This is a genomic window from Stutzerimonas azotifigens (assembly GCF_013522725.1).
GTDB classification, from domain to species: Bacteria; Pseudomonadota; Gammaproteobacteria; order Pseudomonadales; family Pseudomonadaceae; genus Stutzerimonas; species Stutzerimonas azotifigens_A.
In genome coordinates this window covers 22,186-44,966 of the sequence record NZ_JAAMRF010000005.1, presented here as the reverse complement: position 1 = coordinate 44,966, position 22,781 = coordinate 22,186, and the positions used below count along the sequence as shown (strand labels likewise).

Annotated in this window: 21 protein-coding genes, 2 tRNA genes and 1 pseudogene; 11 read left to right on the top strand and 13 right to left on the bottom strand. The window is 60.4% G+C overall.

Annotation, left to right across the window (positions count from 1 at the left end):
- Positions 1-193: 193 nt before the first annotated feature.
- The 7 genes and pseudogenes from G7026_RS10975 to G7026_RS10945 form a co-directional block, all read right to left on the bottom strand.
- Positions 194-1,460, bottom strand: a pseudogene (locus G7026_RS10975) (tyrosine-type recombinase/integrase); the annotation flags it as partial.
- Positions 1,461-1,685: 225 nt separating this feature from the next.
- Positions 1,686-1,761, bottom strand: a tRNA-Gly gene (locus G7026_RS10970).
- A 66-nt stretch (positions 1,762-1,827) separates the two neighbouring features.
- Positions 1,828-2,385 (bottom strand): CDP-diacylglycerol--glycerol-3-phosphate 3-phosphatidyltransferase, encoded by a 558-nt coding sequence (gene pgsA / locus G7026_RS10965; protein WP_181070825.1) that lies wholly within the window; start codon positions 2,383-2,385, stop codon positions 1,828-1,830.
- A 33-nt stretch (positions 2,386-2,418) separates the two neighbouring features.
- Positions 2,419-4,242, bottom strand: a complete 1,824-nt coding sequence (gene uvrC, locus G7026_RS10960) for an excinuclease ABC subunit UvrC (protein WP_181070824.1) — start codon at positions 4,240-4,242, stop codon at positions 2,419-2,421.
- Complete coding sequence (gene gacA, locus G7026_RS10955; protein ID WP_181070823.1) at positions 4,242-4,886, bottom strand: response regulator transcription factor GacA; 645 nt, start codon at positions 4,884-4,886, stop codon at positions 4,242-4,244. Before gacA ends, uvrC begins: the two co-directional genes overlap by 1 nt.
- A gap of 492 nt (positions 4,887-5,378) precedes the next feature.
- On the bottom strand, positions 5,379-7,004 hold the full coding sequence (locus G7026_RS10950; RefSeq protein ID WP_181070822.1) for a methyl-accepting chemotaxis protein: 1,626 nt from the start codon (positions 7,002-7,004) through the stop codon (positions 5,379-5,381).
- 694 nt (positions 7,005-7,698) lie between these two features.
- Positions 7,699-7,788 (bottom strand) — tRNA-Ser (locus G7026_RS10945).
- Positions 7,789-7,917: 129 nt separating this feature from the next.
- Here G7026_RS10945 and G7026_RS10940 point away from each other — a divergent pair.
- The 7 genes from G7026_RS10940 (at position 7,918) to G7026_RS10910 (ending at position 12,128) form a co-directional block, all read left to right on the top strand.
- The gene (locus tag G7026_RS10940) at positions 7,918-8,586 is read left to right on the top strand and encodes a Bax inhibitor-1/YccA family protein (protein WP_181070821.1); all 669 of its coding nucleotides are present in this window, start codon (positions 7,918-7,920) and stop codon (positions 8,584-8,586) included.
- An 89-nt stretch (positions 8,587-8,675) separates the two neighbouring features.
- Positions 8,676-9,068 (top strand): sulfurtransferase complex subunit TusD, encoded by a 393-nt coding sequence (gene tusD, locus G7026_RS10935; protein ID WP_181070820.1) that lies wholly within the window; start codon positions 8,676-8,678, stop codon positions 9,066-9,068.
- Complete coding sequence (gene tusC / locus G7026_RS10930) at positions 9,068-9,427, top strand: sulfurtransferase complex subunit TusC (protein WP_181070819.1); 360 nt, start codon at positions 9,068-9,070, stop codon at positions 9,425-9,427. Before tusD ends, tusC begins: the two co-directional genes overlap by 1 nt.
- The gene (tusB, locus tag G7026_RS10925) at positions 9,427-9,729 is read left to right on the top strand and encodes a sulfurtransferase complex subunit TusB (RefSeq protein ID WP_181070818.1); all 303 of its coding nucleotides are present in this window, start codon (positions 9,427-9,429) and stop codon (positions 9,727-9,729) included. Before tusC ends, tusB begins: the two co-directional genes overlap by 1 nt.
- Positions 9,726-10,064, top strand: a complete 339-nt coding sequence (locus tag G7026_RS10920) for a TusE/DsrC/DsvC family sulfur relay protein (RefSeq protein ID WP_181070817.1) — start codon at positions 9,726-9,728, stop codon at positions 10,062-10,064. The genes tusB and G7026_RS10920 overlap by 4 nt, the downstream gene beginning before the upstream one ends.
- On the top strand, positions 10,061-11,065 hold the full coding sequence (locus tag G7026_RS10915; RefSeq protein ID WP_181070816.1) for a glycosyl transferase family protein: 1,005 nt from the start codon (positions 10,061-10,063) through the stop codon (positions 11,063-11,065). Before G7026_RS10920 ends, G7026_RS10915 begins: the two co-directional genes overlap by 4 nt.
- A gap of 61 nt (positions 11,066-11,126) precedes the next feature.
- Entirely contained in the window at positions 11,127-12,128 is a 1,002-nt protein-coding gene (locus G7026_RS10910; RefSeq protein ID WP_181070815.1) for a glutathione S-transferase family protein, read from the top strand.
- 3 nt (positions 12,129-12,131) lie between these two features.
- Here G7026_RS10910 and cysG read toward each other — a convergent pair whose 3' ends face one another.
- The 6 genes from cysG to ftsK all read right to left on the bottom strand — a co-directional run bounded on the left by cysG (position 12,132) and on the right by ftsK (position 19,751).
- Positions 12,132-13,535, bottom strand: coding sequence for a siroheme synthase CysG (gene cysG / locus G7026_RS10905; RefSeq protein WP_181070814.1), 1,404 nt, complete (start codon positions 13,533-13,535; stop codon positions 12,132-12,134).
- A gap of 61 nt (positions 13,536-13,596) precedes the next feature.
- Complete coding sequence (gene serS, locus G7026_RS10900) at positions 13,597-14,877, bottom strand: serine--tRNA ligase (protein WP_181070813.1); 1,281 nt, start codon at positions 14,875-14,877, stop codon at positions 13,597-13,599.
- Between the two features lie 72 nt (positions 14,878-14,949).
- Positions 14,950-15,324 carry a fluoride efflux transporter CrcB gene (gene crcB / locus G7026_RS10895; protein WP_181070812.1) on the bottom strand — a complete coding sequence of 125 codons (375 nt, stop codon included), beginning with the start codon at positions 15,322-15,324 and terminating at the stop codon, positions 14,950-14,952.
- Positions 15,321-16,646: a replication-associated recombination protein A gene (locus tag G7026_RS10890; protein ID WP_181070811.1), complete on the bottom strand. Its 1,326-nt coding sequence runs from the start codon at positions 16,644-16,646 to the stop codon at positions 15,321-15,323. Before G7026_RS10890 ends, crcB begins: the two co-directional genes overlap by 4 nt.
- A gap of 57 nt (positions 16,647-16,703) precedes the next feature.
- A complete protein-coding gene (gene lolA / locus G7026_RS10885) occupies positions 16,704-17,330 on the bottom strand; it encodes an outer membrane lipoprotein chaperone LolA (RefSeq protein ID WP_181070810.1) in 627 nt (208 codons plus the stop codon).
- 15 nt (positions 17,331-17,345) lie between these two features.
- Complete coding sequence (gene ftsK / locus G7026_RS10880) at positions 17,346-19,751, bottom strand: DNA translocase FtsK (protein ID WP_181070809.1); 2,406 nt, start codon at positions 19,749-19,751, stop codon at positions 17,346-17,348.
- 215 nt (positions 19,752-19,966) lie between these two features.
- Here ftsK and trxB point away from each other — a divergent pair, with 215 nt between their 5' ends.
- From trxB to infA, 4 genes are all read left to right on the top strand, one after another.
- Positions 19,967-20,914 (top strand): thioredoxin-disulfide reductase, encoded by a 948-nt coding sequence (gene trxB / locus G7026_RS10875; RefSeq protein ID WP_181070808.1) that lies wholly within the window; start codon positions 19,967-19,969, stop codon positions 20,912-20,914.
- A gap of 27 nt (positions 20,915-20,941) precedes the next feature.
- Positions 20,942-21,622, top strand: a complete 681-nt coding sequence (gene aat / locus G7026_RS10870; RefSeq protein ID WP_181070807.1) for a leucyl/phenylalanyl-tRNA--protein transferase — start codon at positions 20,942-20,944, stop codon at positions 21,620-21,622.
- A 52-nt stretch (positions 21,623-21,674) separates the two neighbouring features.
- Positions 21,675-22,382: an arginyltransferase gene (locus G7026_RS10865; RefSeq protein ID WP_181070806.1), complete on the top strand. Its 708-nt coding sequence runs from the start codon at positions 21,675-21,677 to the stop codon at positions 22,380-22,382.
- Positions 22,383-22,482: 100 nt separating this feature from the next.
- On the top strand, positions 22,483-22,701 hold the full coding sequence (gene infA, locus G7026_RS10860) for a translation initiation factor IF-1 (protein ID WP_002553999.1): 219 nt from the start codon (positions 22,483-22,485) through the stop codon (positions 22,699-22,701).
- Positions 22,702-22,781: the final 80 nt, after the last annotated feature.

Genomic DNA, 22,781 nt, shown 5'->3' with positions numbered 1-22,781 from the left:
CCGGCGGTGCCGGCCCAACATTCCTTTCAGGCCAAGCACATCGCAACAACTGAAATCTAAGCTCTAGCCACCATCGACAGGCGCTCAATAGGCCCACCAACTGACGAGACCAGAACTAGCGACTTACCATCATCAACAGGCTCGACGGACATTTCCGCACCTTGGTCCAGCAGCCGCATACCATCGAAGCGGATAGTAAGGTACGTACTGGCCGCTTCTATCTTGTTCTGCTCCAACAAATCGAGCCGATCGGCCCAGTCTTGCATCATTTTCCGGCGGGGCTCCACATACAAGGCGTGATTGTAAGTGGCGCTGACCTTGTTGGGGTCCGTGTGCGAGAGCTGGGCATCCACCCAGTTCTTGGGGTAACCAAACTCGTTGAGCGCCGTGGAGAGCGTGGCACGGATGCCGTGACCTGTAAGCAAATCCTTATAGCCCATGCGCGTGATCGCACCGTTCAGTGTGTTCTCGCTAATGCGCATTCTCAGCTCGCTTCGATGCGCAAATAGATAGCGCTGGGCTGGCTTGAGCTGCTCCAGCAGATAGCGAACGATCTCGATGGCTTGGACCGATAACGGCACGACATAGGGCGGAATATCCTGCGGCCTCTGTCCACGCTTGCGCATACCATCCTGCAGTTGCTTGACCACCTCAGGGGGAATGATCCATAAGCCGCGCTCAAGATCGAACTGATCCGGAGTCGCCAGGCGGAGCTCCCCAGTACGCACACCCGTCAGCAACAGCAAACGAATACCGAGTTGCGTAGTGATCCTGCCCCTATAACGGCGCAGCTTGTTCAGCAGATTGGGCAGCTCAGGTAGCCGCAGGAATGGATTGTGGGCCACAGGCGGTTTGGGGACGGCCACGACGCTCAGGTCCGATGCCGGGTTGCCATCCAACCCTTCGACTTTCACCATGGCAAAGCGGAACAACTGTCTGAACCAGGTACGCACCTTCTCCGCAGTCGTGAATGCCCTACGCTGCTCGATGAAAGCAAGCACGGCCAGCAGGTCGGGACGACGGACGTCATAGACGGAGACGCTGCCCAAGGCAGGAAGCACATCTTTATCAAAGATACGCTGTATCTGCGAGAGGGTACTCTGCCTGCCCTCCTTTAGTTCCAGCTTGCGGTGGGCAAGCCACTGCAGATACACAACCTTGAAGCTGTTCTCCGTCGCGAAACGGACAGCTCGAAGTTTTTGCTTACGATCAATCTTGGGATTGATGCCTTTCGCTACTAGGGCGCGGGCCTCATCGCGTAATGCACGTGCTTCCCGGAGGCTAACCTCCGGATAGGTGCCCAGCGACATTCGTTTCTGTTTGGTAGCCCAATAATATCTGAAGTGCCAAGACTTTCCGCCAGAGGCAGATACCGCCAGAGACAGGCCATCGAAGTCGGTGAGGGTATAGTCTTTGCCAGCCGCCCGAGCCTGCCGGACAGTGACGTCTGTGAGCGCCATGGTTCAGCTCCTGAACATAGGTCAGGGCTAGATCCTTGCCTCGCAGGCCACGCTCCTCCAGCAACAATCCGGAAACCACGCACCCCGTAAAGATGGACTTAAAAGTGGACTTAAACGTCCTGGCTGGGGGTGGTTTACAGTGGATTTCGCTGGAACGAAAAAAGGGCCGTAAGGCCCTTTTTTCAATGACTTATAGACTTCAGTGGACGTCTATAGATCATAATTTGGAGCGGGAAACGAGACTCGAACTCGCGACCCCGACCTTGGCAAGGTCGTGCTCTACCAACTGAGCTATTCCCGCGTCGTGGTGACGGGCGCCATTCTATAGTTTCGGAGCGGCGCGTCAACCCCTTGATTAAAAAAGTTTTTATTTCTTTTCCGTAGCACTCAGGTGGGGCCATGCAGCCATCAGGTAATTAGCCATCGACCACAGGGTCAGCGCCGCCGCCACGATGAGCAAACCGTAACCAAGGGCGACCCATGCCGTGAATACTGGCGGGTTGGCCAGCAGGATGACCAGCGCCACCATCTGAGCCGCGGTTTTCCATTTGCCTAGACTCGAAACCGCAACCCGCGCGCGCGCGCCCAGCTCGGCCATCCACTCGCGTAGTGCCGAGACCACGATCTCGCGCCCGATGATGATCACTGCGGGCAAGGTCAGCCAGAGATTGGCGTGGTGCTCCACCAGCAGCACGAGTGCCACCGCGACCATCAGTTTGTCTGCCACGGGATCGAGGAAGGCGCCGAACGGCGTGCTCTGCTGAAGTCGGCGCGCCAGATAACCGTCCAGCCAGTCCGTCACTGCGGCGATGGTGAACACGGTGCTTGCGGCCAGATAACTCCAGTGAAACGGCAAGTAAAACAGAAGAACGAAGAAGGGAATCAGCAGGACGCGCAGGACGGTAAGCAGGTTTGGGATGTTCATCAGTACCAGTGTTCCGCCGATTTGAAGGGCATTCTACTCACTGTGGAGGGCGGCATAAATCGACTCTGCCAGCTTTTTACTCACGCCCGGCGCTTTAGCGATCTCATCCACACTAGCCCTGCACAGTTCTTGAAGACCACCAAAGTGCTTGAGCAGTTCGCGCCTGCGCTTGGGACCGACGCCTGCAATATCCTCGAGTGTGGAGGTGCGGCGCGCTTTTCCGCGGCGCGCCCGATGCCCCGTGATAGCGAAACGGTGAGCCTCGTCGCGCACCTGCTGGATCAGGTGCAATGCAGGAGAGTCGGCCGGCAGCGTGAACTCGTGTTCGGCATCGTTCAGGTAAAGCGTTTCGAGCCCAGGTTTGCGCGTCACGCCCTTGGCCACGCCCAGCAGAATCAAATCTGGTACCGCCAGCTCTTCCAGCACCTCGCGCGCCATGTTCAGCTGGCCCTTGCCGCCATCGACGAGCAGCACGTCCGGCAGCTTGCCCTCGCCTTCGGCCGCCTTGCGAAAACGCCGCGTCAGCGCCTGGTGCATGGCAGCGTAGTCGTCGCCCGCCGTGACATCCTCGATGTTGTAGCGCCGATAATCCGACTTCAACGGCCCCTCCGGTCCGAAGACCACACAGGAAGCCACCGTTGCCTCGCCACTGGAATGACTGATGTCGAAGCATTCGAGCCGCATCGGCACCTCGTCCATTTCCAGCGCTTCGGCGAGCGCTTCGAAACGCGCAGCCAGGTGTTGGCGGTTTGCCAACCGGGCGCCCAGCGCCTGCTCGGCGTTGGTCAACGCTAGCTGCTGCCAGCGCGCACGCGTTCCGCGAACCCTATGGCTGATCGCGACCTCACGACCCTTGAGTTCGGCGATGGCGCTGATCAGGGTCGGAAAGTCCTCATGCACGGCATTGACGATCAACTCGCCCGGCAGGTCGCGCTCCATGGAGGCAAGGTAGTACTGCTCCAGAAACGCTTGAAGGACTTCGGCGACGCTCTCTTCGATGGCCACCTGGGGGAAGAAATTCTTGCTGCCCAGCACCCGCCCGGAACGCACCGTGATGAGGTGAACGCATGCACCGCCCGGGCTCACCGTCGCGGCAATGATGTCCACGTCGCCAGTGCCGCCTTCCATGCTTTGCTGATCCTGAACGCGACGCAGGATACCGATCTGGTCGCGGATTTCGGCGGCGCGCTCAAAATCCAGCGCCATGGCTGCTTTTTCCATGTTTGCCGAAAGCTCGGCGGAGAGCGTGTTGCTGCGCCCTTCCAGGAACATGATCGAATGGCGCACGTCTTCGGCGTATTCGGTCGGATCCACCAGGCTGACGCACGGCGCCTTGCAGCGTTTGATCTGGTATTGCAGGCACGGCCGGGTTCGATTGCGAAAATAACTGTCCTCGCACTGGCGCACGTGAAACGCCTTCTGCAGCAGCCCCAGGCTCTCACGGATCGCGCCCGCACTCGGATAGGGCCCGAAATACCGTCCCGGTTCCTTCTTGGCGCCGCGATGAATACTCAAGCGCGGATAGTCGCCGCTCGACAGAAACACGTACGGATAGGATTTATCGTCGCGCAGCAGAATGTTGTACGGCGGGCGCAACTGTTTGATGAGCGTCTGCTCAAGCAGCAATGCCTCGGTCTCGTTGGCCGTGATGGTCGTTTCGACCTGGACGATCTTGCTGACCAGAGCAGCGGTCTTGGGCGCCTGCCCTACTTTCCGAAAATAGCTTGCCAGGCGCTTCTTGAGATTCTTGGCCTTGCCAACGTAGAGAATCTTGCCGTCCACGTCGAACATCCGGTAAACACCGGGCCGCCCGCTGCAGGAAGCAAGAAACGCAGAAGAATCGAACGTGCTAGACATCAGTTTATGGCGTCGACCATGCCATGACGAACCGCGAGCAATGCCAGCTCGACGTCGCTGGTGATCGAAAGCTTTTCGAAGATCCGGTAGCGGTAAGTGTTCACCGTCTTGGGTGAGAGGCAGAGCTTGTCAGAGATGACCTGGACCTTCTGACAATTGGCGATCATCAGGGCGATCTGAATCTCTCGCTCGGACAACAAGTCGAACGGCGAGCCGTTTACTTGCGGCTGGAAGGATTTCAGTGCGAGCTGTTGAGCGATCTGCGGGCTTATATAACGCTGGCCAGCGAATACCAGCCGGATCGCCTGGATCATTTCGTTGAGCCCTGCACCCTTGGTCATGTACCCGGCAGCGCCAGCCTGCAACAGCCGCGTAGGGAATGGATCTTCCTCGCAGACGGTTACAGCGATGACCTTCATGTCGGGGTAGCTACGGAGCAGCTTGCGGGTAGCTTCGAGGCCACCGATGCCCGGCATCTTGACGTCCATCAGGACAACATCGGGCCTTAATTCGCGCGCTTTCTTGATCGCTTCTTCGCCGGACTCCGCCTGGCCGACCACTTGCAGCCCATCGATGTCGGCGAGCATTCGGGAAATGCCCGTGCGAACCAGATCATGGTCATCGACCACAAGCACCCTAATCAAGCGGACACCTCGTTGTACATGGATAAGTAGCAGGTCGTCGTCAGATCGCACCAAGAGTGGCCGAACTCTAACAAAAAAACCATGACCTAACTCAGCACATGCGACTTGCGTACAGGACCGAACGACATCGCTGCACAAAGTAGATGGCGGAGCCGGTGAGATTCGATCATCGACCCTGCCGTTGGGGCCGGCATTTTACGGCGCCTCGCGAACTTCGCAACCTGGGACGGGAACGTATTGGGAACACTTCGGAAATACCCGACAGCCGGAAGCCCCGAAATTCGGGGCCTTCAGCGGTAACGCCGGCGGGAATTCAGAGGCCGAGCTGCCGCTCGACCAGAGAAGTCATGTCGGCTGCGTCGTTGCGGAACCACTTGCCGGAGTGACGGTAGATCATCGCCGTGAACGTGCCCCATCTGCCCGGCCACGGCATCCTCCACTTTGAATGCCGGCCAAGCGCACGTCTGTTATCGGGTCGGCTGGTAAATGGCGTTAGACTTTGAAGCGCATGACCAAGCTATTCAGATCAATCGCCAAACGGGATAGATCTTGACTAGCCGCGTTGGTCTGATGTGCACCGGCAGAGGTCTGCACAGCAAGATCACGGATATTGACCAAATTACGATCGACCTCTCGCGCCACCTGGGCCTGCTCTTCAGAGGCGCTGGCGATGACCAGGTTACGCTCGGTAATGTGGCTGATCGCCTGGGTTATTTCTTCCAGCGCCTGGCCTGCGGCGCGGGCGACGTCAAGGGTACCGTGAGCCAGTTCGTTGCTGTTGCGCATCGCGGACATTGCGTCATTGGTGCCCGCTTGCACGCCACCAATCATGCTTTCGATTTCTCGGGTGGATTGCTGTGTCCGGTGCGCCAAGGCACGGACCTCGTCGGCCACCACGGCGAAACCACGGCCGGCCTCGCCGGCCCGAGCCGCCTCGATCGCGGCGTTGAGCGCCAACAGGTTCGTCTGTTCAGCAATGGAACGGATTACGTCCAGCACGCTGCTGATGCTACGTACTTTGTCGGCAAGCTGCTCGACCTGGGTTGCCGTCCCGGTCACATTCTCGGCCAAACTGGTAATCGATTCGACGGTTTTGATGACCTGGCGCTGACCCTCACGAGCTGTTTTATCAGAATCGCGGGAGGCTTCGGATGTGGCAACCGCGTTTCGCGCGACTTCATCGACTGCGGCGGTCATTTCATTGACGGCAGTCGCAGCTTGCTCTAGCTCGTTATTCTGCTGATGCAAACCTTTGCTCGAATCCTCGGTGACAGCATTTAGCTCTTCGGCTGCCGAGGCCAGTTGATCCGACGAACTGGAGATGCTCTGGATGGTACTCTTCAGGTTCTGTTGCATCGTCTGCATGGAGCGAAGCAGAGTGGCTGGCTCATCCGATCCAGCAACAATAATAGTCTCAGTTAGATCGCCGGCCGCGATCGTCTCCGCCACCCGTACGGCTTCAGACAACGGTTTGACGATACTGCGTGTCAGCATCAGCGCCAGCGCCGCGGTAAGTAAGGCCGCGAATATGACGAGGCCGATTACGGACGTGACAGAGCGGTCATACACTTGATCGGCCAATGCCGTGGACGCGTCCGCCGCCTCTGCGTTGATCTTCATAAGCGCGCCGAATTGCGCCCCGAGGTTATCCGAAAGTGCTTTGTATTCAGTACCAAGTAGAGACCTAAGCTCATCCAGGCGGCCTTCGTTCGATAGCCGGATCAGCTTGTCGTTAACGGTATAGTAGGCATCGAGTGCTTGTTCCAGACGCAGGAATTGTTGGCGCTCGCGTTCATTGGAGAGCAGCGTCTCATACCGATCCTTGGCCTTTTTTAACAACTCCGTGAGTTCCGCTGCGCGAGCAATACTGATCGCCAGCTCCTCTGGCTTACGGTCGACCAGTATGCGGAAGGAGACAATTCGAATTCGAAGAATATTCTCGTTGATTCGCCCCAGCGCGGCGTAGCTGGGCATGCTGTTTTCCCTCAATTCGACAGCCGTACCCCGGATTGTCTTCATTTCACTAAGAGAAAAGACGCCCAGCAATGTTACAAGCAGTGCGACCAGTGAAAAGCTGAGAAACGCGCGCGGAGCGATTTTGATGCGTCGAAGAAACATGTCGATTTGTCCAAGGTTTGGAGCTTAGTGAAATTAAGCGTTCCGGATATTCCTCTTCCGTTATCGGCGTATGACCAATTCGCTAGAGCGTGATTGACAAAAAAAAACAAACATGAGGCGGAGGCACCATGCACCCGGACAAGCTGGCCGCTCTGCCCGACGGGGATATGTGGAAAAAGCTGTGCCGTCCCACCAAACTGAGATGAACCGTTGTCTTTTGGTGAGTGATTTGTTGATAACGCCGTGCCTATTTATCGACCGGCCCATGAGGCCTGTTCGTTTTGGACGGGTGAACGATTCAACAAGGCAAGCTGGAGGCGCAGCGGATCAGCATCGGGGAACGCGACGTGAACTCGAGAGATAATTTTGGGTAAGGAGGGAGGTGATTTTTTCGTAAAGGCTTGATTTAAAGTGATTGTAAATCGAACCATTAGCTGAGACAGAGGTAAGTTGGTCGCCGTCACTTACCCTTAAAATACCCATCTACATCATTGATTCTTAAAGAATTAAGTCTGAAAACATCGAGTCCTTTTTAAAATCACCTTTGGGCAGGAGACATCTCAGCCACCCTACTCTGCCGCTTCCCTGGTTGCGCGCGTGCAGTCGCTGGGGACGATACGGGAACGCGCACAGCCGCATTCCACTCTCCAGAAACGCTGAAGGCCCCGGAATTCGGGGCCTTCAGTCTTCAAGGTGGCGGAGGCGGTGAGATTCGAACTCACGGAAGAGTTTCCCCTTCGGCGGTTTTCAAGACCGCTGCCTTAAACCACTCGGCCACACCTCCGCATAAAGCGGGCGGCAATATTACCGAATCGAAACACACTGTCAAACTCTGCCTCTGGCACGGCCTCCCGCCTCTGTTATGATCCGGGCAGATCGTCACAGGTTTGTCTGCATCCTTAGGAGTGTCGTCATGCACGAACAGAACTACGCAGTAAACAGCGCGCAGGTCGAGGAACGGGAAGTCAGCAAGGTGCTGCGCAACACCTATGGCCTGCTGGCCATGGCCCTGGGCTTCAGCGGCCTGGTTGCCTACCTTGCGATGCAGGCCAATGCGGCCTACCCGAACATTTTTGTCGTACTGGTCGGCTTCTACGGCCTGTTCTTTCTTACCGCGAAGCTTCGCAACTCGGCGTGGGGTCTGCTTTCCACCTTCGCCCTGACCGGCTTCATGGGTTACACGCTCGGGCCGATCCTTAACATGTACCTGGGTCTGGCCAACGGCGGCGAGCTGATCGCCTCGGCCCTGTCGATGACGGCACTGGTGTTCTTCGGGCTCTCCGCCTTCGTGCTGACCACCCGCAAGGACATGAGCTTCCTAAGCGGCTTCATCACCGCCGGGTTCTTCGTACTGATCGGGGCCATGCTGGCGAGCTTCTTCTTCCAGATCAGCGGTCTGCAGTTGGCCATCAGCGCAGGCTTCGTCCTGTTCTCCTCGGCCTGCATCCTGTTCCAGACCAGCGCCATCATCCATGGTGGTGAGCGCAACTACATCATGGCTACCATCAGCCTGTTCGTCTCGATCTACAACCTGTTCATCAGCCTGCTGCAGTTGCTCGGCATCTTCAGCAGCAACGACTGATCCAACAGCTTCGGACAAGCCCGCTTCGGCGGGCTTTTTCGTTTCTGCAGCTGGCGTATCATTGCGCTCATGCTCTGCCATGGTGAACCATGAAATTCGCGATCGCCCTCTTCTCCGCACCCCACAGCCCCGCCTCACGCCGGGCCTTGCGCTTTGCCGAGGCGGCATTGGCCGGTGGCCACGAGATCGTTCGGCTGTTCTTCTACCAGGACGGCGTCCATAGCGCTTCGGCCAATATCGTCGCCCCCCAGGATGAACTGGACACCGCCGCCGAATGGTCGCACTTCATCGCGTCCGCACAGCTGGACGGCGTGGTCTGTATCGCCGCTGCACTGCGTCGCGGCGTGCTGGATGCACGGGAAGCCGAGCGTCATGGTCGCCCTGCCGCCAACCTGGCCCAGGGCTGGGAGCTTTCGGGGCTGGGGCAATTGCACGAAGCCGCCCAGCAGGCGGATCGGCTGATCTGCTTCGGAGGTCATTGATGGCTCGTTCGATGCTGATTGTCAGCCGGCAATCGCCCTGGTCCGGCCCCGGCGCCCGCGAAGCGCTGGATATCGCCCTGGCCGGCGGTGCTTATGACCTTCCCATCGGCCTGCTTTTCCTGGACGACGGCGTATTGCAGTTGGCGCCAGGACAGCACGGGGCGACCTTGCAGCAGAAGGATCTCACCGCCAATCTCAAAGCACTCTCGCTGTTTGGTGTGGACAAGCTTTACGCCTGCGCCCGCAGCCTTGCTGACCGAGGGCTGGCAAATACTGCATTGGCGCCTGCGGTGGAAATCCTCGATGCGCAGGGACTCGCCGAACTCATCAACCGTTATGACCAGGTGATCACGCTCTGATGGGAACCCTGCACATGCTCTCCCACTCCCCCTTCAGCGACGGCCGCCTCGCGAGCTGCCTGCGCCTGCTCGCGGCGGGCGATGCGCTGCTGCTCACAGGCGATGCGGTGTACGCGCTGGCGGCGGATACCGTCCAGCGGCAGGCACTGGAGCTGATGCCCGATAGCGTGGCGCTGTTCGCCCTGGAGGAAGACCTGCAGGCCCGCGCACTGGTCTCGCTGCCGGCGCGCCTGACGGCTGTGGACTACAGCGGCTTCGTCGATCTTTGCACACGCTACGCCCGGGTCAACAGCTGGCTATGAACGAACGTTTGATTGTCGGCGAACACCCCGTCGCCCTGGACAAGGAAGGCTACCTGGTAGATCTCGACGACTGGAGCGAGGCGGTCGCCCTCCAACTCGCCACAGCCGAAGGCATCGAACTCGAAGCTGATCACTGGGAAATCATCGGTCTGCTGCGCGCTTTCTATAGCGAGTTCCAGTTGTCTCCGGCGACCCGCCCGCTGGTCAAATACGTGGCCCGGGAGCTGGGCCCTGAAAAGGGCAACAGCCAGCACCTCAACCGTCTTTTCAACGGCACACCGGCAAAGCTTGCCGCCAAGCTGGCCGGTCTGCCCAAGCCGAGCAATTGCCTATGATGGTTACGCCTGCCGAACACCCCTTCGCCCCCTTCGTTCGCATTCTGGGTAAAGGAAAGCGAGGAGCGCGAGACCTGACTCGTGAGGAAGCCAGGCAAGCCATGGGCATGCTGCTCGATGGCGAGGCCGAAGACGCTCAGCTAGGAGCCTTCCTAATGCTGCTGCGGCACAAGGAAGAAAGCGCTCAAGAGCTGGCGGGCTTCACCGAGGCGGTCCGGGAACGACTGGAGGCACCTCCGATTGCCGTCGATCTCGACTGGCCGAGCTATGCCGGAAAGAAGCGCCATCTGCCTTGGTATCTGCTGGCCTGCAAATGCCTGGCGCAAAATGGGGTGCGCATCCTGTTGCACGGCGGCGGCGCCCACACGGCCGGACGCCTCTATACCGAACAGCAACTCGAGCTGCTCGGAATTCCGCTGTGCAACGACTGGCAGGAGGTTGCTCTCGCGCTCGACAGTGGCACACCGGCCTTCATACCGCTGGGCGCCTGGATGCCCGTGCTGCAGCGCATGATCGATCTGCGCAACGTACTCGGCTTGCGCTCGCCGATCCATTCTCTGGCCCGCATTCTCAATCCACTGGGCGCCCGCTGCGCACTGCAGAGCATTTTTCACCCTGGTTACCAGGAGAATCACCGCGAAGCCAGCCGACTGCTCGGTGATACCGCCATCGTGATCAAAGGTGAAGGCGGCGAAATCGAGATCAACCCGGATGCTCGCTCGCACCTTTACGGCACACAGGCTGGCGAAGCCTGGGACGAAGAATGGCCGCCCTTATCGCCGTTGCGCCATGTGAAGCCGGCTACGCTCGATCCACAGCAGATGCTCGCGGTGTGGAACGGCACCGTCGAAGACGACTATGCGCAGCTGGCGGTCGTGGCAACCATGGCACTGGCTCTGCGAGCGCTTGGCCGTAGCCGAGAAGAAGCTTTCGCTGTAGCGAATAGCTATTGGGCGGCCCGCAATCTATCGAATCCGGCGATGGGTTTGAGCGGCGTTTAGCGCGTTACGATCGAACCAACCACCCTAGACTGCCTCCTATTTGAAGCGAGAGGAGGCAGCCATGGGACTTTTAGTCGACGGCCAGTGGCAAGACCGCTGGTATGAAAACAGCAAAGATGGACAGTTTCAGCGCGAGCAGGCTCAGCGCAGAAACTGGCTCAGCGCCGACGGCAAGCCTGGCCCACAAGGGCAGCCGGCTTCCATTGCCGAGCCGGGGCGCTACCATCTCTACGTGTCCCTGGCCTGCCCCTGGGCTCACCGCACGCTCATCTACCGCAAGCTCAAGCAGCTCGACGCGCTGATCGACGTTTCGGTGGTCAGTTTTCTGATGGCCGAACATGGCTGGACCTTCGATCGCAGCACCGGCTCGAGCGGCGATGCGCTGGACGGCTTCGACTACCTGCACCAGCGCTACACCGCCGATGACCCGAACTACACCGGCCGGGTAACGGTACCGGTGCTGTGGGATCGCAAGGAGCAGCGCATCGTCAACAACGAGTCCGCTGAAATCATCCGGATCTTCAATAGCGCGTTCGATGGGCTTACCGGCTCGACCTTCGACCTCTACCCAGAACCGTTGCGCGAACAGATAGATGCGCTCAACGAGCGTATCTATCCTGCCGTCAACAACGGCGTTTATCGGGCAGGCTTCGCCACTGCCCAGCCGGCCTACGAGCAGGCGTTCGACGAGCTGTTCGCGGAACTGGATCGACTGGAAGGCTTACTCACCGGTCAGCGCTACCTCACCGGCAGCTTCCTTACTGAAGCGGACTGGCGTTTGTTCACCACGCTGGTGCGCTTCGACGCCGTCTATCACGGGCACTTCAAGTGCAACCTCAGGCGTATCGAGGATTACCCCAACCTGTCGAACTGGTTGCGTGAGCTGTACCAGTGGCCCGGTATCGCCGAGACGGTTAATTTCGAGCACATCAAAGGGCACTATTACCGCAGCCATCGAAACATCAATGCCAACGGCCTGGTGCCCAAGGGCCCCGCGCTGACCCTGGACCGCCCTCACGACCGTGGCCGATTGCCGGGCCAGGGAATCTGGATGCGAAGCTGACAATCAGTCGGCCGGATGGCTGGCCTGGGCGCCTTCGAACCAGGCCAGCTTATCGCGCAGGGAGACGACGTCGCCGACGATGATCAGCGTCGGTGCCTGGACCTGATGGCGAGCCACTTGTAGCGGTAGATCAGCAAGTGTGCCGGTGAATACCCGCTGGTTTACCGTAGTGCCCTGCTGCACCAGCGCTGCTGGCGTTTCCGGTCGTCGACCATGGGCGATCAACTGCTCGCAGATGACCGGCAGCCCAACCAGCCCCATGTAGAACACCAGGGTTTCGCTGGGCGTGACCATGTCTTTCCAGGGCAGGTCGCAGCTGTCGTTCTTCAGGTGCCCGGTGATGAAGCGCACCGATTGCGCATAGTCGCGGTGAGTCAGCGGGATGCCAGCATAGGCCGCGCAGCCGCTCGCCGCAGTGATGCCGGGCACCACCTGGAACGGAATGCCATGGGCTGCGAGCTGCTCGATCTCCTCGCCGCCGCGCCCGAAGATGAAAGGGTCGCCACCCTTGAGACGCACCACCCGCTTGCCTTGCCGGGCCAGCTCGACCAGTTGCTGGTTGATCTGATCCTGTGGCAAGGCATGGTTGGCCCGTTGCTTACCGACATAGATGCGATCGGCGTCGCGGCGGCACAGCTCCAGAATCGCTGGCGCCACCAGGCGGTCGTAGAGCACTACATCGGCTTGCTGCATCAGGCGCAGCGCGCGGAACGTTAGCAGATCCGGATCACCGGGCCCGGCCCCCACCAGATAGACTTCGCCCAGCGCGCGAGGCGCCACGCCAGCGAGCTTTTCACTGAGTAACGCCTGCGCCTGCTCTTCCTGCCCGGCCAGGGAGCGTTCGGCGATGGGCCCCTGGAACACGTCCTCCCAGAACACTCGGCGTTGCTGAAGATCAGGCAGCGTCGCCTTGACCTCGCGACGAAAGCGCTTGGCCAGACCAGCCAAGCGCCCGTACGCCGCCGGAATCCAACTTTCCAGCCGAGCACGGATGAGGCGCGCCAACACCGGCGCATCGCCGCCGCTGGAAACCGCAATGACCAGCGGCGAGCGATCGACGATGGCGGGGAAAATGACGCTGCACAGCGCCGGCGCATCGACCACGTTGACCGGCATGCCGAGGCGGTTGGCGTCTTCGGATACCTGGGCGTTGAGGGCTTCGTCATCGGTCGCGGCGATCGCCAGAACACATCCCCCCATATCGCCTGCAGCGTAAACCCGCTCAAGGCATTCGCCGTCGCCCTCTTCCACCAGCGCACGCAGCGAAGCCTCGATATCCGGCGCGACGATTCGCAGCCTGGCTCCGGCATCAGCAAGCAACCGTGCCTTGCGCAGCGCGATTTCGCCCCCACCGACCACCAGAACGGTGCGCCCGCGAAGCATATGGAACAGCGGAAGGTAATCCATCGAAACGGTCCTGCAGACGGTAGCGGGGCGAGGGCTGCGGGCGACATGGATCGCCCGCAGCTCAGCCTATGAGTTCGATGCCACCCATATACGGCTTGAGCACCTCGGGCACACGGATGCTGCCATCGGCCTGCTGGCAGTTCTCAAGTACCGCCACCAGCGTGCGTCCGACCGCCAGGCCCGAACCGTTGAGGGTGTGCACCAATTCCGGCTTTCCGGTCTCGGGGTTGCGATAACGCGCTTGCATCCGGCGCGCCTGGAAATCCCCGCAATTGGAGCACGAGGAAATTTCGCGGTATTTGTCCTGGCTCGGCACCCAGACTTCTAGATCGTAGGTCTTGGTTGCCCCGAAGCCCATGTCGCCAGTGCACAGGGCCAGTACCCGGTACGGCAGCTCGAGCAGCTGCAGCACACGCTCGGCATTGCCGGTGAGGCTTTCAAGGGCTTCGAACGAGCGGCTCGGCTCGACGATCTGCACCATCTCGACCTTGTCGAACTGATGCTGGCGGATCATCCCGCGGGTATCGCGGCCGGAGGCGCCCGCCTCGCTGCGAAAGCACGGCGTATGGGCGACGAACTTCAAGGGCAGTTGCTTGGCGTCGAGCATCTCGCCAGCGACGATGTTGGTCAGCGACACTTCGGCCGTCGGGATCAGGTACAGGTCGGCCTGCCCTTCGCGACTGATCTTGAACAGATCTTCCTCGAATTTCGGCAGCTGCCCGGTGCCCTGCAGCGCCGGCGCCTGCACCAGATAGGGCGTATAGGCTTCTTCGTAGCCGTGCTCGCGGGTGTGCAGGTCGATCATGAACTGCGCCAGTGCACGGTGCAGCCGGGCGATCGGACCGCGCATCAACGCAAAACGCGCGCCCGAGAGCTTTGCCGCCGTTTCAAAGTCCAGCCACCCATGCCGCTCACCAAGCGCGACATGATCCTGGACCGGGAAATCGAAAGCAGTCGGCGTGCCCCAGCGACGCACCTCGACGTTCTCGTCTTCGTCCTTGCCTACCGGGACCGACTCGTGCGGCAGGTTCGGCAGGCTGAGCATCAGCTGATCCAGTTCGCCCTGGATACCCTCGAGCTCGGCTTCGGCCGCCTTGAGCTCAGAGCCCATGCGGTCGACATCGGCCAGCAGCGGCGCAATGTCCTCACCGCGCTGCTTGGCCTGCCCGATGGACTTGGAGCGGGCGTTGCGTTCGGCCTGCAGCTGCTCGGTGCGTGTCTGCACCGTCTTGCGCTGGGCTTCGAGCGCCTCGATACGCGCCACGTCGAGCTGATACCCCCGGGTGGCCAGACGGGCTGCGACGTCCTGCAGCTGGTTGCGTACGAGTTTGGAATCAAGCATGGCGAGTCTCGTTCTGTTGAGGCTTTGGATTAGGGCAAGAGCAGGCGAAGTTTACTGTGAAGCATGCGCGCTTCATAACCTGGCGAGTGATATCCCCAGCCAGGCGGCCAGTAACCCACCGCCAACGCTGAGCGCGAGATAGGCCAGCGCGACACCGACCTGTCCGGACTCGAGCAGGCGAAGAGTGTCGAGGGAAAAGGTCGAGAAGGTGGTCAGCGCGCCAAGAAAGCCCACCACCAACCCTACTCGGAGTTCCACCGGGATTTCCGGGCGCTCCAGGAAGGTCATGTACAGGTAACCGATCAGCAGACAGCCGAGCAGGTTCACCACGAGGGTTGCACCATAGAAATAGCGCGGCCAGTTGGCGTTGATCCAGTTGGCCACACCGAAGCGAATCAGCGTTCCGGCGACGCCGCCGGCGGCCGCCGCAAGCACCATGCGGATCATGGCTTTCTCCTCTGCCGGGAGCTTTCCCGGTCAAGCCTGGCCAGGTACTCGAGCTTTTCGCGGATCTTGCCTTCCAGGCCCCGCGATACGGGCTGGTAGTACTGGCGTGGCGGCAGGGCTTCGGGAAAATAGTCCTCCCCAGCGGCGTAAGCATCCGGCTCGTCATGGGCGTAGCGATACTCTTCGCCGTAACCCAGATCTTTCATCAGCCGCGTGGGCGCGTTGCGAAGGTGCAACGGGACTTCCTGCGAGCCGTTTTCCGCGGCATCGCGCATGGCCGCCTTGAAAGCCGTATAGACCGCATTGCTCTTAGGCGCGCAGGCCAAGTAGACGATTGCCTGGGCGACGGCCAACTCGCCTTCGGGACTACCCAGGCGCTCCTGCACATCCCAGGCGTTGAGGCAGAGGCCCAGCGCACGCGGGTCGGCATTACCGATCTCCTCGCTCGCCATTCGCACGACGCGCCGCGCGATGTAGAGCGGGTCGCAGCCCCCGTCGAGCATGCGGGCAAACCAGTAAAGCGCCGCGTCGGGATTGGATCCGCGCACCGACTTGTGCAGCGCCGATATCTGGTCGTAGAACGCCTCGCCGCCCTTGTCGAACCGGCGCCTGCTGTCGCCTAGCAGGTCCTGCAGCAGCGCGGTACCGATAGGTTCGCCTGGTTCGGCCAGATCCGAAGCGTTTTCAAGCAGGTTGAGCAACCGGCGACCGTCGCCATCGGCGGCTGCCAGCAACATGCGAAAGCTTTCCTCCGGCAGGCTCAGGTGTAGGTCACCCAGCCCCTTGGGTTCGGTCAGCGCGCGCTCGACCAGGCGGCGCATAGCCTGCTCGTCCAAGCTCTTGAGCACATAGACGCGGGCGCGGGAAAGCAATGCGTTATTCAGCTCGAACGATGGGTTCTCGGTGGTCGCGCCGATGAAAATCAGCGTGCCATCCTCGACATAGGGCAGGAAGGCATCCTGCTGGGACTTGTTGAAACGATGCACCTCATCGACGAAGAGTATCGTCCGGCGGCCGTACTGAGCCCCTTGCTGCTTAGCGACCTCGACCGCCTGGCGGATCTCCTTGACCCCGGCGAGCACCGCGGAAACCGTTTCGAAGTGGGCGTCGGAAACCTTCGCCAGCAACCGCGCCAGCGTAGTCTTACCGACGCCGGGCGGCCCCCAGAAGATCATCGAGTGCAGCGCACCCTGCTCCAGAGCCTCACGCAGGGGCTTGCCCCGCGCCAGGAGGTGTTCCTGTCCCACGTACTCATCCAGCGTGGTCGCACGCAAGCGCGCGGCCAACGGCTGGGATACGGGTTCACGACTGAACAGGTCCATCGAGCCTAAGGCCTCAAGCGGCCACGCGGGCCGCACCAGTGATCATGCGCCGGTGAGTCACTCGGATATGACATCCGCGCCAGCGGGAATTTCGAATGTGAACTGATCAGCCTGGATCGGCTCGTTCATCTTTACGCCCATGAAGAGGATGTTGGTGCGCTGACCAACGCTATCGATCAACTGCATGTCATTGATCACCCCGCCCCGGAAGGACAGCCGCAGGCTGTCGAACAGCGTGTCGCTGGCCTTGGGCTTGAGTACGAAGTCCACCACGTCACCGGCTTCCTTGTGGGAAATCTCGAAGTTCTGGCTGATTTCGGAAACATCGCCGGAAAGCAGCAGCGCCGGCGTATGGGTCAGGCGCTGGTCGAGCGTCTGGATGGTGACCTGCTCCAAATCCGGGTCATATAACCAGACCTTGCTACCGTCGGAAACCAGCAGTTGCTCCATCGGTGCATCGGTATGCCAGCGGAACTGCCCGGGACGCTTGAGCGATAACTCACCCGAGGCCTCCTGGAGCTGGGTGCCGGTGCCGTCGAGCGACAATTGGGAGAAACGCCCGCTGAGCGTTTCGGCCTTGCTCAACAAGGCAGTCAGACGTTCGGTGGAAGCGGCCTGATCGGCCTGGGCCGAGCCCACGGCGAACAGCAGAGCGGAGGCGAACAGCACGCGTATCAGATGCATTTAAGCCCTCGACGATCAATCGCGAATCGGAGCCGGCGCAATCACTTCGCGCGAGCCGTTGGTATTCATGGAGGTCACGACTCCAGCCATTTCCATGGCTTCGATCATGCGCGCGGCGCGGTTGTAGCCAATCTTCAATTTGCGCTGGACGGCGGAAATCGAGGCGCGTCGGCTTTCGAGTACGAAACGTACCGCTTCGTCATACAGCGGATCTTCTTCGCTGCCTTCGCCACCGCCACCTTCACCGCCGCCCTCGAAACCGCTGCCGCTTTCTTCGACGCCAGCGAGGATTTCCTCGATGTAGTCCGGCGCGCCACGGGCCTTCCAGGCTTCTACCACCCGATGAACTTCATCGTCGGAAACGAACGCGCCGTGCACTCGGATCGGCAAGCCAGTGCCGGGCGGCAGGTACAGCATGTCGCCATGACCGAGCAATTGCTCCGCGCCGCCCTGGTCGAGGATGGTTCGCGAGTCGATCTTGCTCGATACCTGGAACGCCATGCGAGTCGGGATGTTCGCCTTGATCAGACCGGTGATGACGTCCACCGAAGGGCGCTGGGTCGCAAGGATCAGGTGAATGCCTGCCGCCCGCGCCTTCTGCGCGATGCGTGCGATCAGCTCTTCGACCTTCTTGCCGACGATCATCATCATGTCAGCAAACTCGTCGACGATCACCACGATGGTGGGCAAGGGTTTCAGCAGAGGCGCTTCGTCTTCCATGCTTTCGCGCCGATAGAGCGGATCGGTCAGCGGTGTGCCCGCCTCTTCGGCATCCTTCACCTTGCGGTTAAAACCGGCGAGGTTCCTCACGCCCATCGCAGCCATCAGCTTGTAGCGCCGTTCCATCTCCGCGACGCTCCAGCGCAGGGCGTTGGCGGCCTCCTTCATGTCGGTAACCACCGGGCAGAGCAGATGCGGGATGCCTTCGTAGATCGACAGCTCCAGCATCTTCGGGTCGATCATGATCAGGCGCGCCTCTTCAGGCGTCGACTTGAACAGGATCGACAGAATCATGGCGTTGACCCCGACGGATTTACCGGAGCCGGTGGTGCCGGCCACCAGCAGGTGGGGCATCTTTGCCAGATCCGCCGTTACCGGCTTACCGCCGATGTCGTGGCCGAGCGCGATGGTGACTGGCGATTTGGCGTCGTCATACTGTGTCGACGAGAGCACCTCGGAGAAACGGACGATCTGCCGGTCCTCGTTGGGGATCTCGATACCGACGGTGGTCTTGCCGGGAATCACTTCCACGACCCGCACGCTGATCACCGCCAGCGAACGCGCCAGATCCTTTGCGAGGTTGGAGATGCGGCTGACCTTCACGCCCGCCGCGGGCTGAATTTCGAAACGCGTGATCACCGGCCCCGGATGCACCGACTCGACGATGACCTCGACACCGAATTCCTTGAGCTTGATTTCCAGCAGCCGCGACATCGCTTCGAGCGATTCGGGCGAATATTGCTTCTGCTGCTTTTCGGCGACATCGAGCAGCGAGATCGGCGGCAAGCTGCCTTCGACGGCGGTGTCGACGAACAGGTTGGCCTGCTTTTCCTTCAGTACACGCTTGCTGGGCTCCACCGGCTTGGCGGGAGCCGGCGGCGTAATCACCGGAGCGGCACGCTTTTCACGCTCGCTCATGTGCTTGGCCAGCGCTTCTTCGCGCTCGATGACGCGTTCCTTGACCCTCGCACGCTCACGTTTGTCCGCAACCATCGGCGCTGCGACTTCGTTGACCAGATCATCGGCGTCACGCAGGCGTGCGACCTTCTGCTGGCGCTCAGTGCGGCTGGCCCACCAGCGGCTGAAGAAGCTCTGGATCAGCTCGCCGAGATCCAGCGTGATCTTGCCGGTGACATCCATCACCTTGAACCAGGACAGATCGGTGAACACCGTCAGGCCGAACAGGAACAACGCCAGGAAAACCAGCGTACTGCCCTGCACGTTCAGTGACATCACCGCCAGCTGCCCGAGGCTTTCGCCCAGTGCGCCACCTGCGGATGCCGGCAGATGATTGGCCGAATCGAAGTGGATATAAGCCAATGCCGAGCCTGACAGCACGAGGAACACCAATCCGATCAGACGCCAGGAAAACAGCCAGCCGCTCCACGACCAGGGCTGATGGCGGGCACGGAATACTTGCCAGGTCTTGATACCGAGCAGTAGCGGAAACAGGTAGGCGAAATAGCCGAGCGCCATGAACAGCACATCGGCAAACCAGGCGCCGGCACGCCCCGCGGCGTTCTGCACCTGCTGGACGTTACTGGTATGGGTCCAGCCCGGGTCACCCGCATCGTAGGTGAGCAAGGCCATCCACAAGTAGGCACACAAGGCGCCAAGCGCAATGAGAGCGCCTTCCTTGAGACGGTAATGCAATTGCTGACGCCAGACGGCGGCAAGTGAAGGTACGGAGGTATTCTTCAAAACGCGTTCTTTCCTGCGCCGTTGGGCGCGCTCTGTTTAGCCGTGGCCGGCCGGAACCTGGCCATTGTACGGGTTTGTCGACGCGATGCCATGTCGGTTCCCTGGCCGCTTGGGCTTTTACCCAAGCTTCGGTGTAGCATAACCGGCAACTTTTCCTCTGCGGCTCGATTCGAGCACGCTTCTCTATTCGCAACAAAGGGTTATGAGGGCTTTTTATGAGTGAAGTCAAGCATTCGCGTCTTATCATCCTCGGCTCCGGCCCGGCCGGATATACCGCGGCGGTGTACGCAGCGCGCGCCAACCTCAAGCCTGTCGTCATCACTGGCATCCAGCCTGGCGGACAACTGACCACCACCACCGAAGTGGACAACTGGCCAGGCGACCCCGAAGGGTTGACAGGCCCCGGCCTGATGGATCGCATGCAGCAGCATGCCGAGCGCTTCGAGACGCAAATCGTGCACGACCATATTCACACTGTCGACCTGCAGAATCGCCCGTTCACATTGTCCGGCGACAGCGGTACCTATACCTGCGACGCACTGATCATCGCCACCGGCGCATCCGCGCAGTACCTTGGCCTGCCTTCGGAAGAAGCCTTCGCCGGCCGCGGAGTCTCCGCTTGCGCGACCTGCGACGGATTCTTCTATCGCAACCAAGTGGTTGCCGTGATCGGCGGCGGCAACACGGCTGTCGAGGAAGCGCTATACCTGTCAAACATCGCCAAGGAAGTCCACCTGGTGCATCGGCGCGACAAGCTTCGCTCCGAGAAAATCCTCCAGGACAAGATCATGGAGAAGGCCGCCACCGGCAATATCCGACTGCACTGGAACCACACACTCGAAGAAGTCTTGGGCGATGCTTCCGGTGTTACCGGGATGCGCCTGAAGAGCGCCCTCGACGGCACGGAAAGCACGCTGGAACTCGCAGGCGTGTTCATCGCCATTGGGCATAAACCCAATACCGATCTGTTCCAGGGCCAGCTCGACATGCGTGACGGCTACCTGAAGGTACGCGGCGGTAGCGAAGGCGATGCCACCAGCACCAACATTCCTGGCGTGTTCGCTGCCGGGGACGTGGCCGACCACGTCTATCGCCAGGCGATTACCTCTGCCGGCGCCGGGTGCATGGCCGCGCTGGACGCCGAGAAGTTCCTCGACAACTGACCCCCTCCCCCGCCGGCCGTATTGCCTATGTTGACCTGGTTGCAGCGCGACGACCTAAGCTTTCCACCTCTGGAAAAGGCACTGCACCAGCCCAACGGATTACTGGCTGCCGGCGGGGATCTTTCGCCCGCACGACTGATCGCCGCCTATCGCCACGGCTGCTTCCCCTGGTATCAGGACGGCCAGCCGATTCTCTGGTGGTCCCCGAATCCGCGCACAGTGCTCTACCCCGACGAACTCCACGTGTCCCGTAGCCTGCGCAAGCGCATCCGCCAGGGCGACTACCAGGTGACGCTCGATCGAGCCTTCGCGCAGGTCATCCAAGGATGCGCGTCACCGCGCGACTACACGGATGGAACCTGGATTACTTCGCCGATGCAGGCAGCCTATATAGCGCTGCACGCCCGAGGGGTCGCACACTCGGTCGAGGTATGGCGTGACGACTATTTGGTGGGCGGACTGTATGGCCTTGCCATGGGACGCCTGTTCTTTGGAGAGTCGATGTTCAGCCGTGCCAGCGACGCGTCCAAGGTGGGCTTCGTCTGCCTGGTGGAACGTCTCCAGCACTGGGGATTCGAACTCATAGATTGCCAGATGCCAACGCAGCATCTGGCCAGTTTCGGCGCCCGCCCCATTGCCCGCGAGCGATTTGCGGAGGCCCTGGCAAGGTGCCTGGATCAGGACAGCTCTGCCGACTGGATCATCTAGTCGACGACGCGAGGCTGACCTACACTGAGATCAAGATCACTGAGAGTTGACCATGACCTCACTGGCTCGCCTCAAGTTTTACGCAACCCAGCCCCATCCCTGCAGCTACCTGCCGGACGAGCAAGCGACCACGCTGTTTCTCGACCCCAGTCAGCCAATGGATGTGCAGGTGTATGCCGAGCTTTCGGAAATGGGCTTTCGACGCAGTGGTGACCATCTTTACCGCCCACACTGCCAGCGCTGCACCGCGTGCATCCCCGCCCGCATACCGGCGACCGGCATCACACTGAACCGCCAACAAAAACGCATCCTGAAACGCAACGCTGACCTTCAGGTCAGGGAAGTCCGGCCTGTTTTCACCGAGGAATATTATTTCCTGTACGCGCGCTACATCGAACAGCGCCACGCCGATGGCGATATGTATCCGCCTAGCCGCGACCAGTTTCATACGTTTCTGGTACGCGATCTTCCATTCTGCCGCTTCTATGAATTTCGCCTCGATGGCCGCTTGCTCGCCGTGGCGGTGACGGACGTTTTGCCCAACGGTCTCTCGGCGGTTTATACCTTCTATGATCCATGCGAGGAGCGCCGCAGCCTGGGCCGTTACGCCATTCTCTGGCAGATCGGCGAAGCCTCGCGCCTGGGCCTGAAGGCGGTTTATCTGGGTTACTGGATCAAGAATTGCCGCAAGATGAATTACAAGACCGAATACCGCCCTATTGAACTCCTGGTGAATCAGCGCTGGGTCAGCCTTAGCTGAAGCCCCTTGGCGCACAGGTGCGTTTCAGGCACAATGCTTGCCGCTTTTGCCTGGGCACAACTTGCGCCGGGCCACCACTGAACACCGAGGGCTTTACTGCATGTCGAAAGAAGACAGCTTCGAAATGGAAGGTACTGTCGTCGACACCCTGCCTAACACCATGTTTCGTGTGGAGTTGGAAAACGGGCACGTCGTTACTGCGCACATCTCCGGAAAGATGCGCAAGAACTACATCCGGATTCTCACCGGGGACAAGGTTCGCGTCGAACTGACCCCGTATGACCTGAGCAAGGGTCGCATCACCTACCGCGCGCGCTAACGCAAACGCAAAAAAAACCCGGCCTGAGCCGGGTTTTTTGTAGCCGCCTGGAATGTCGGCGAACCTGACAGCTCGTCAGG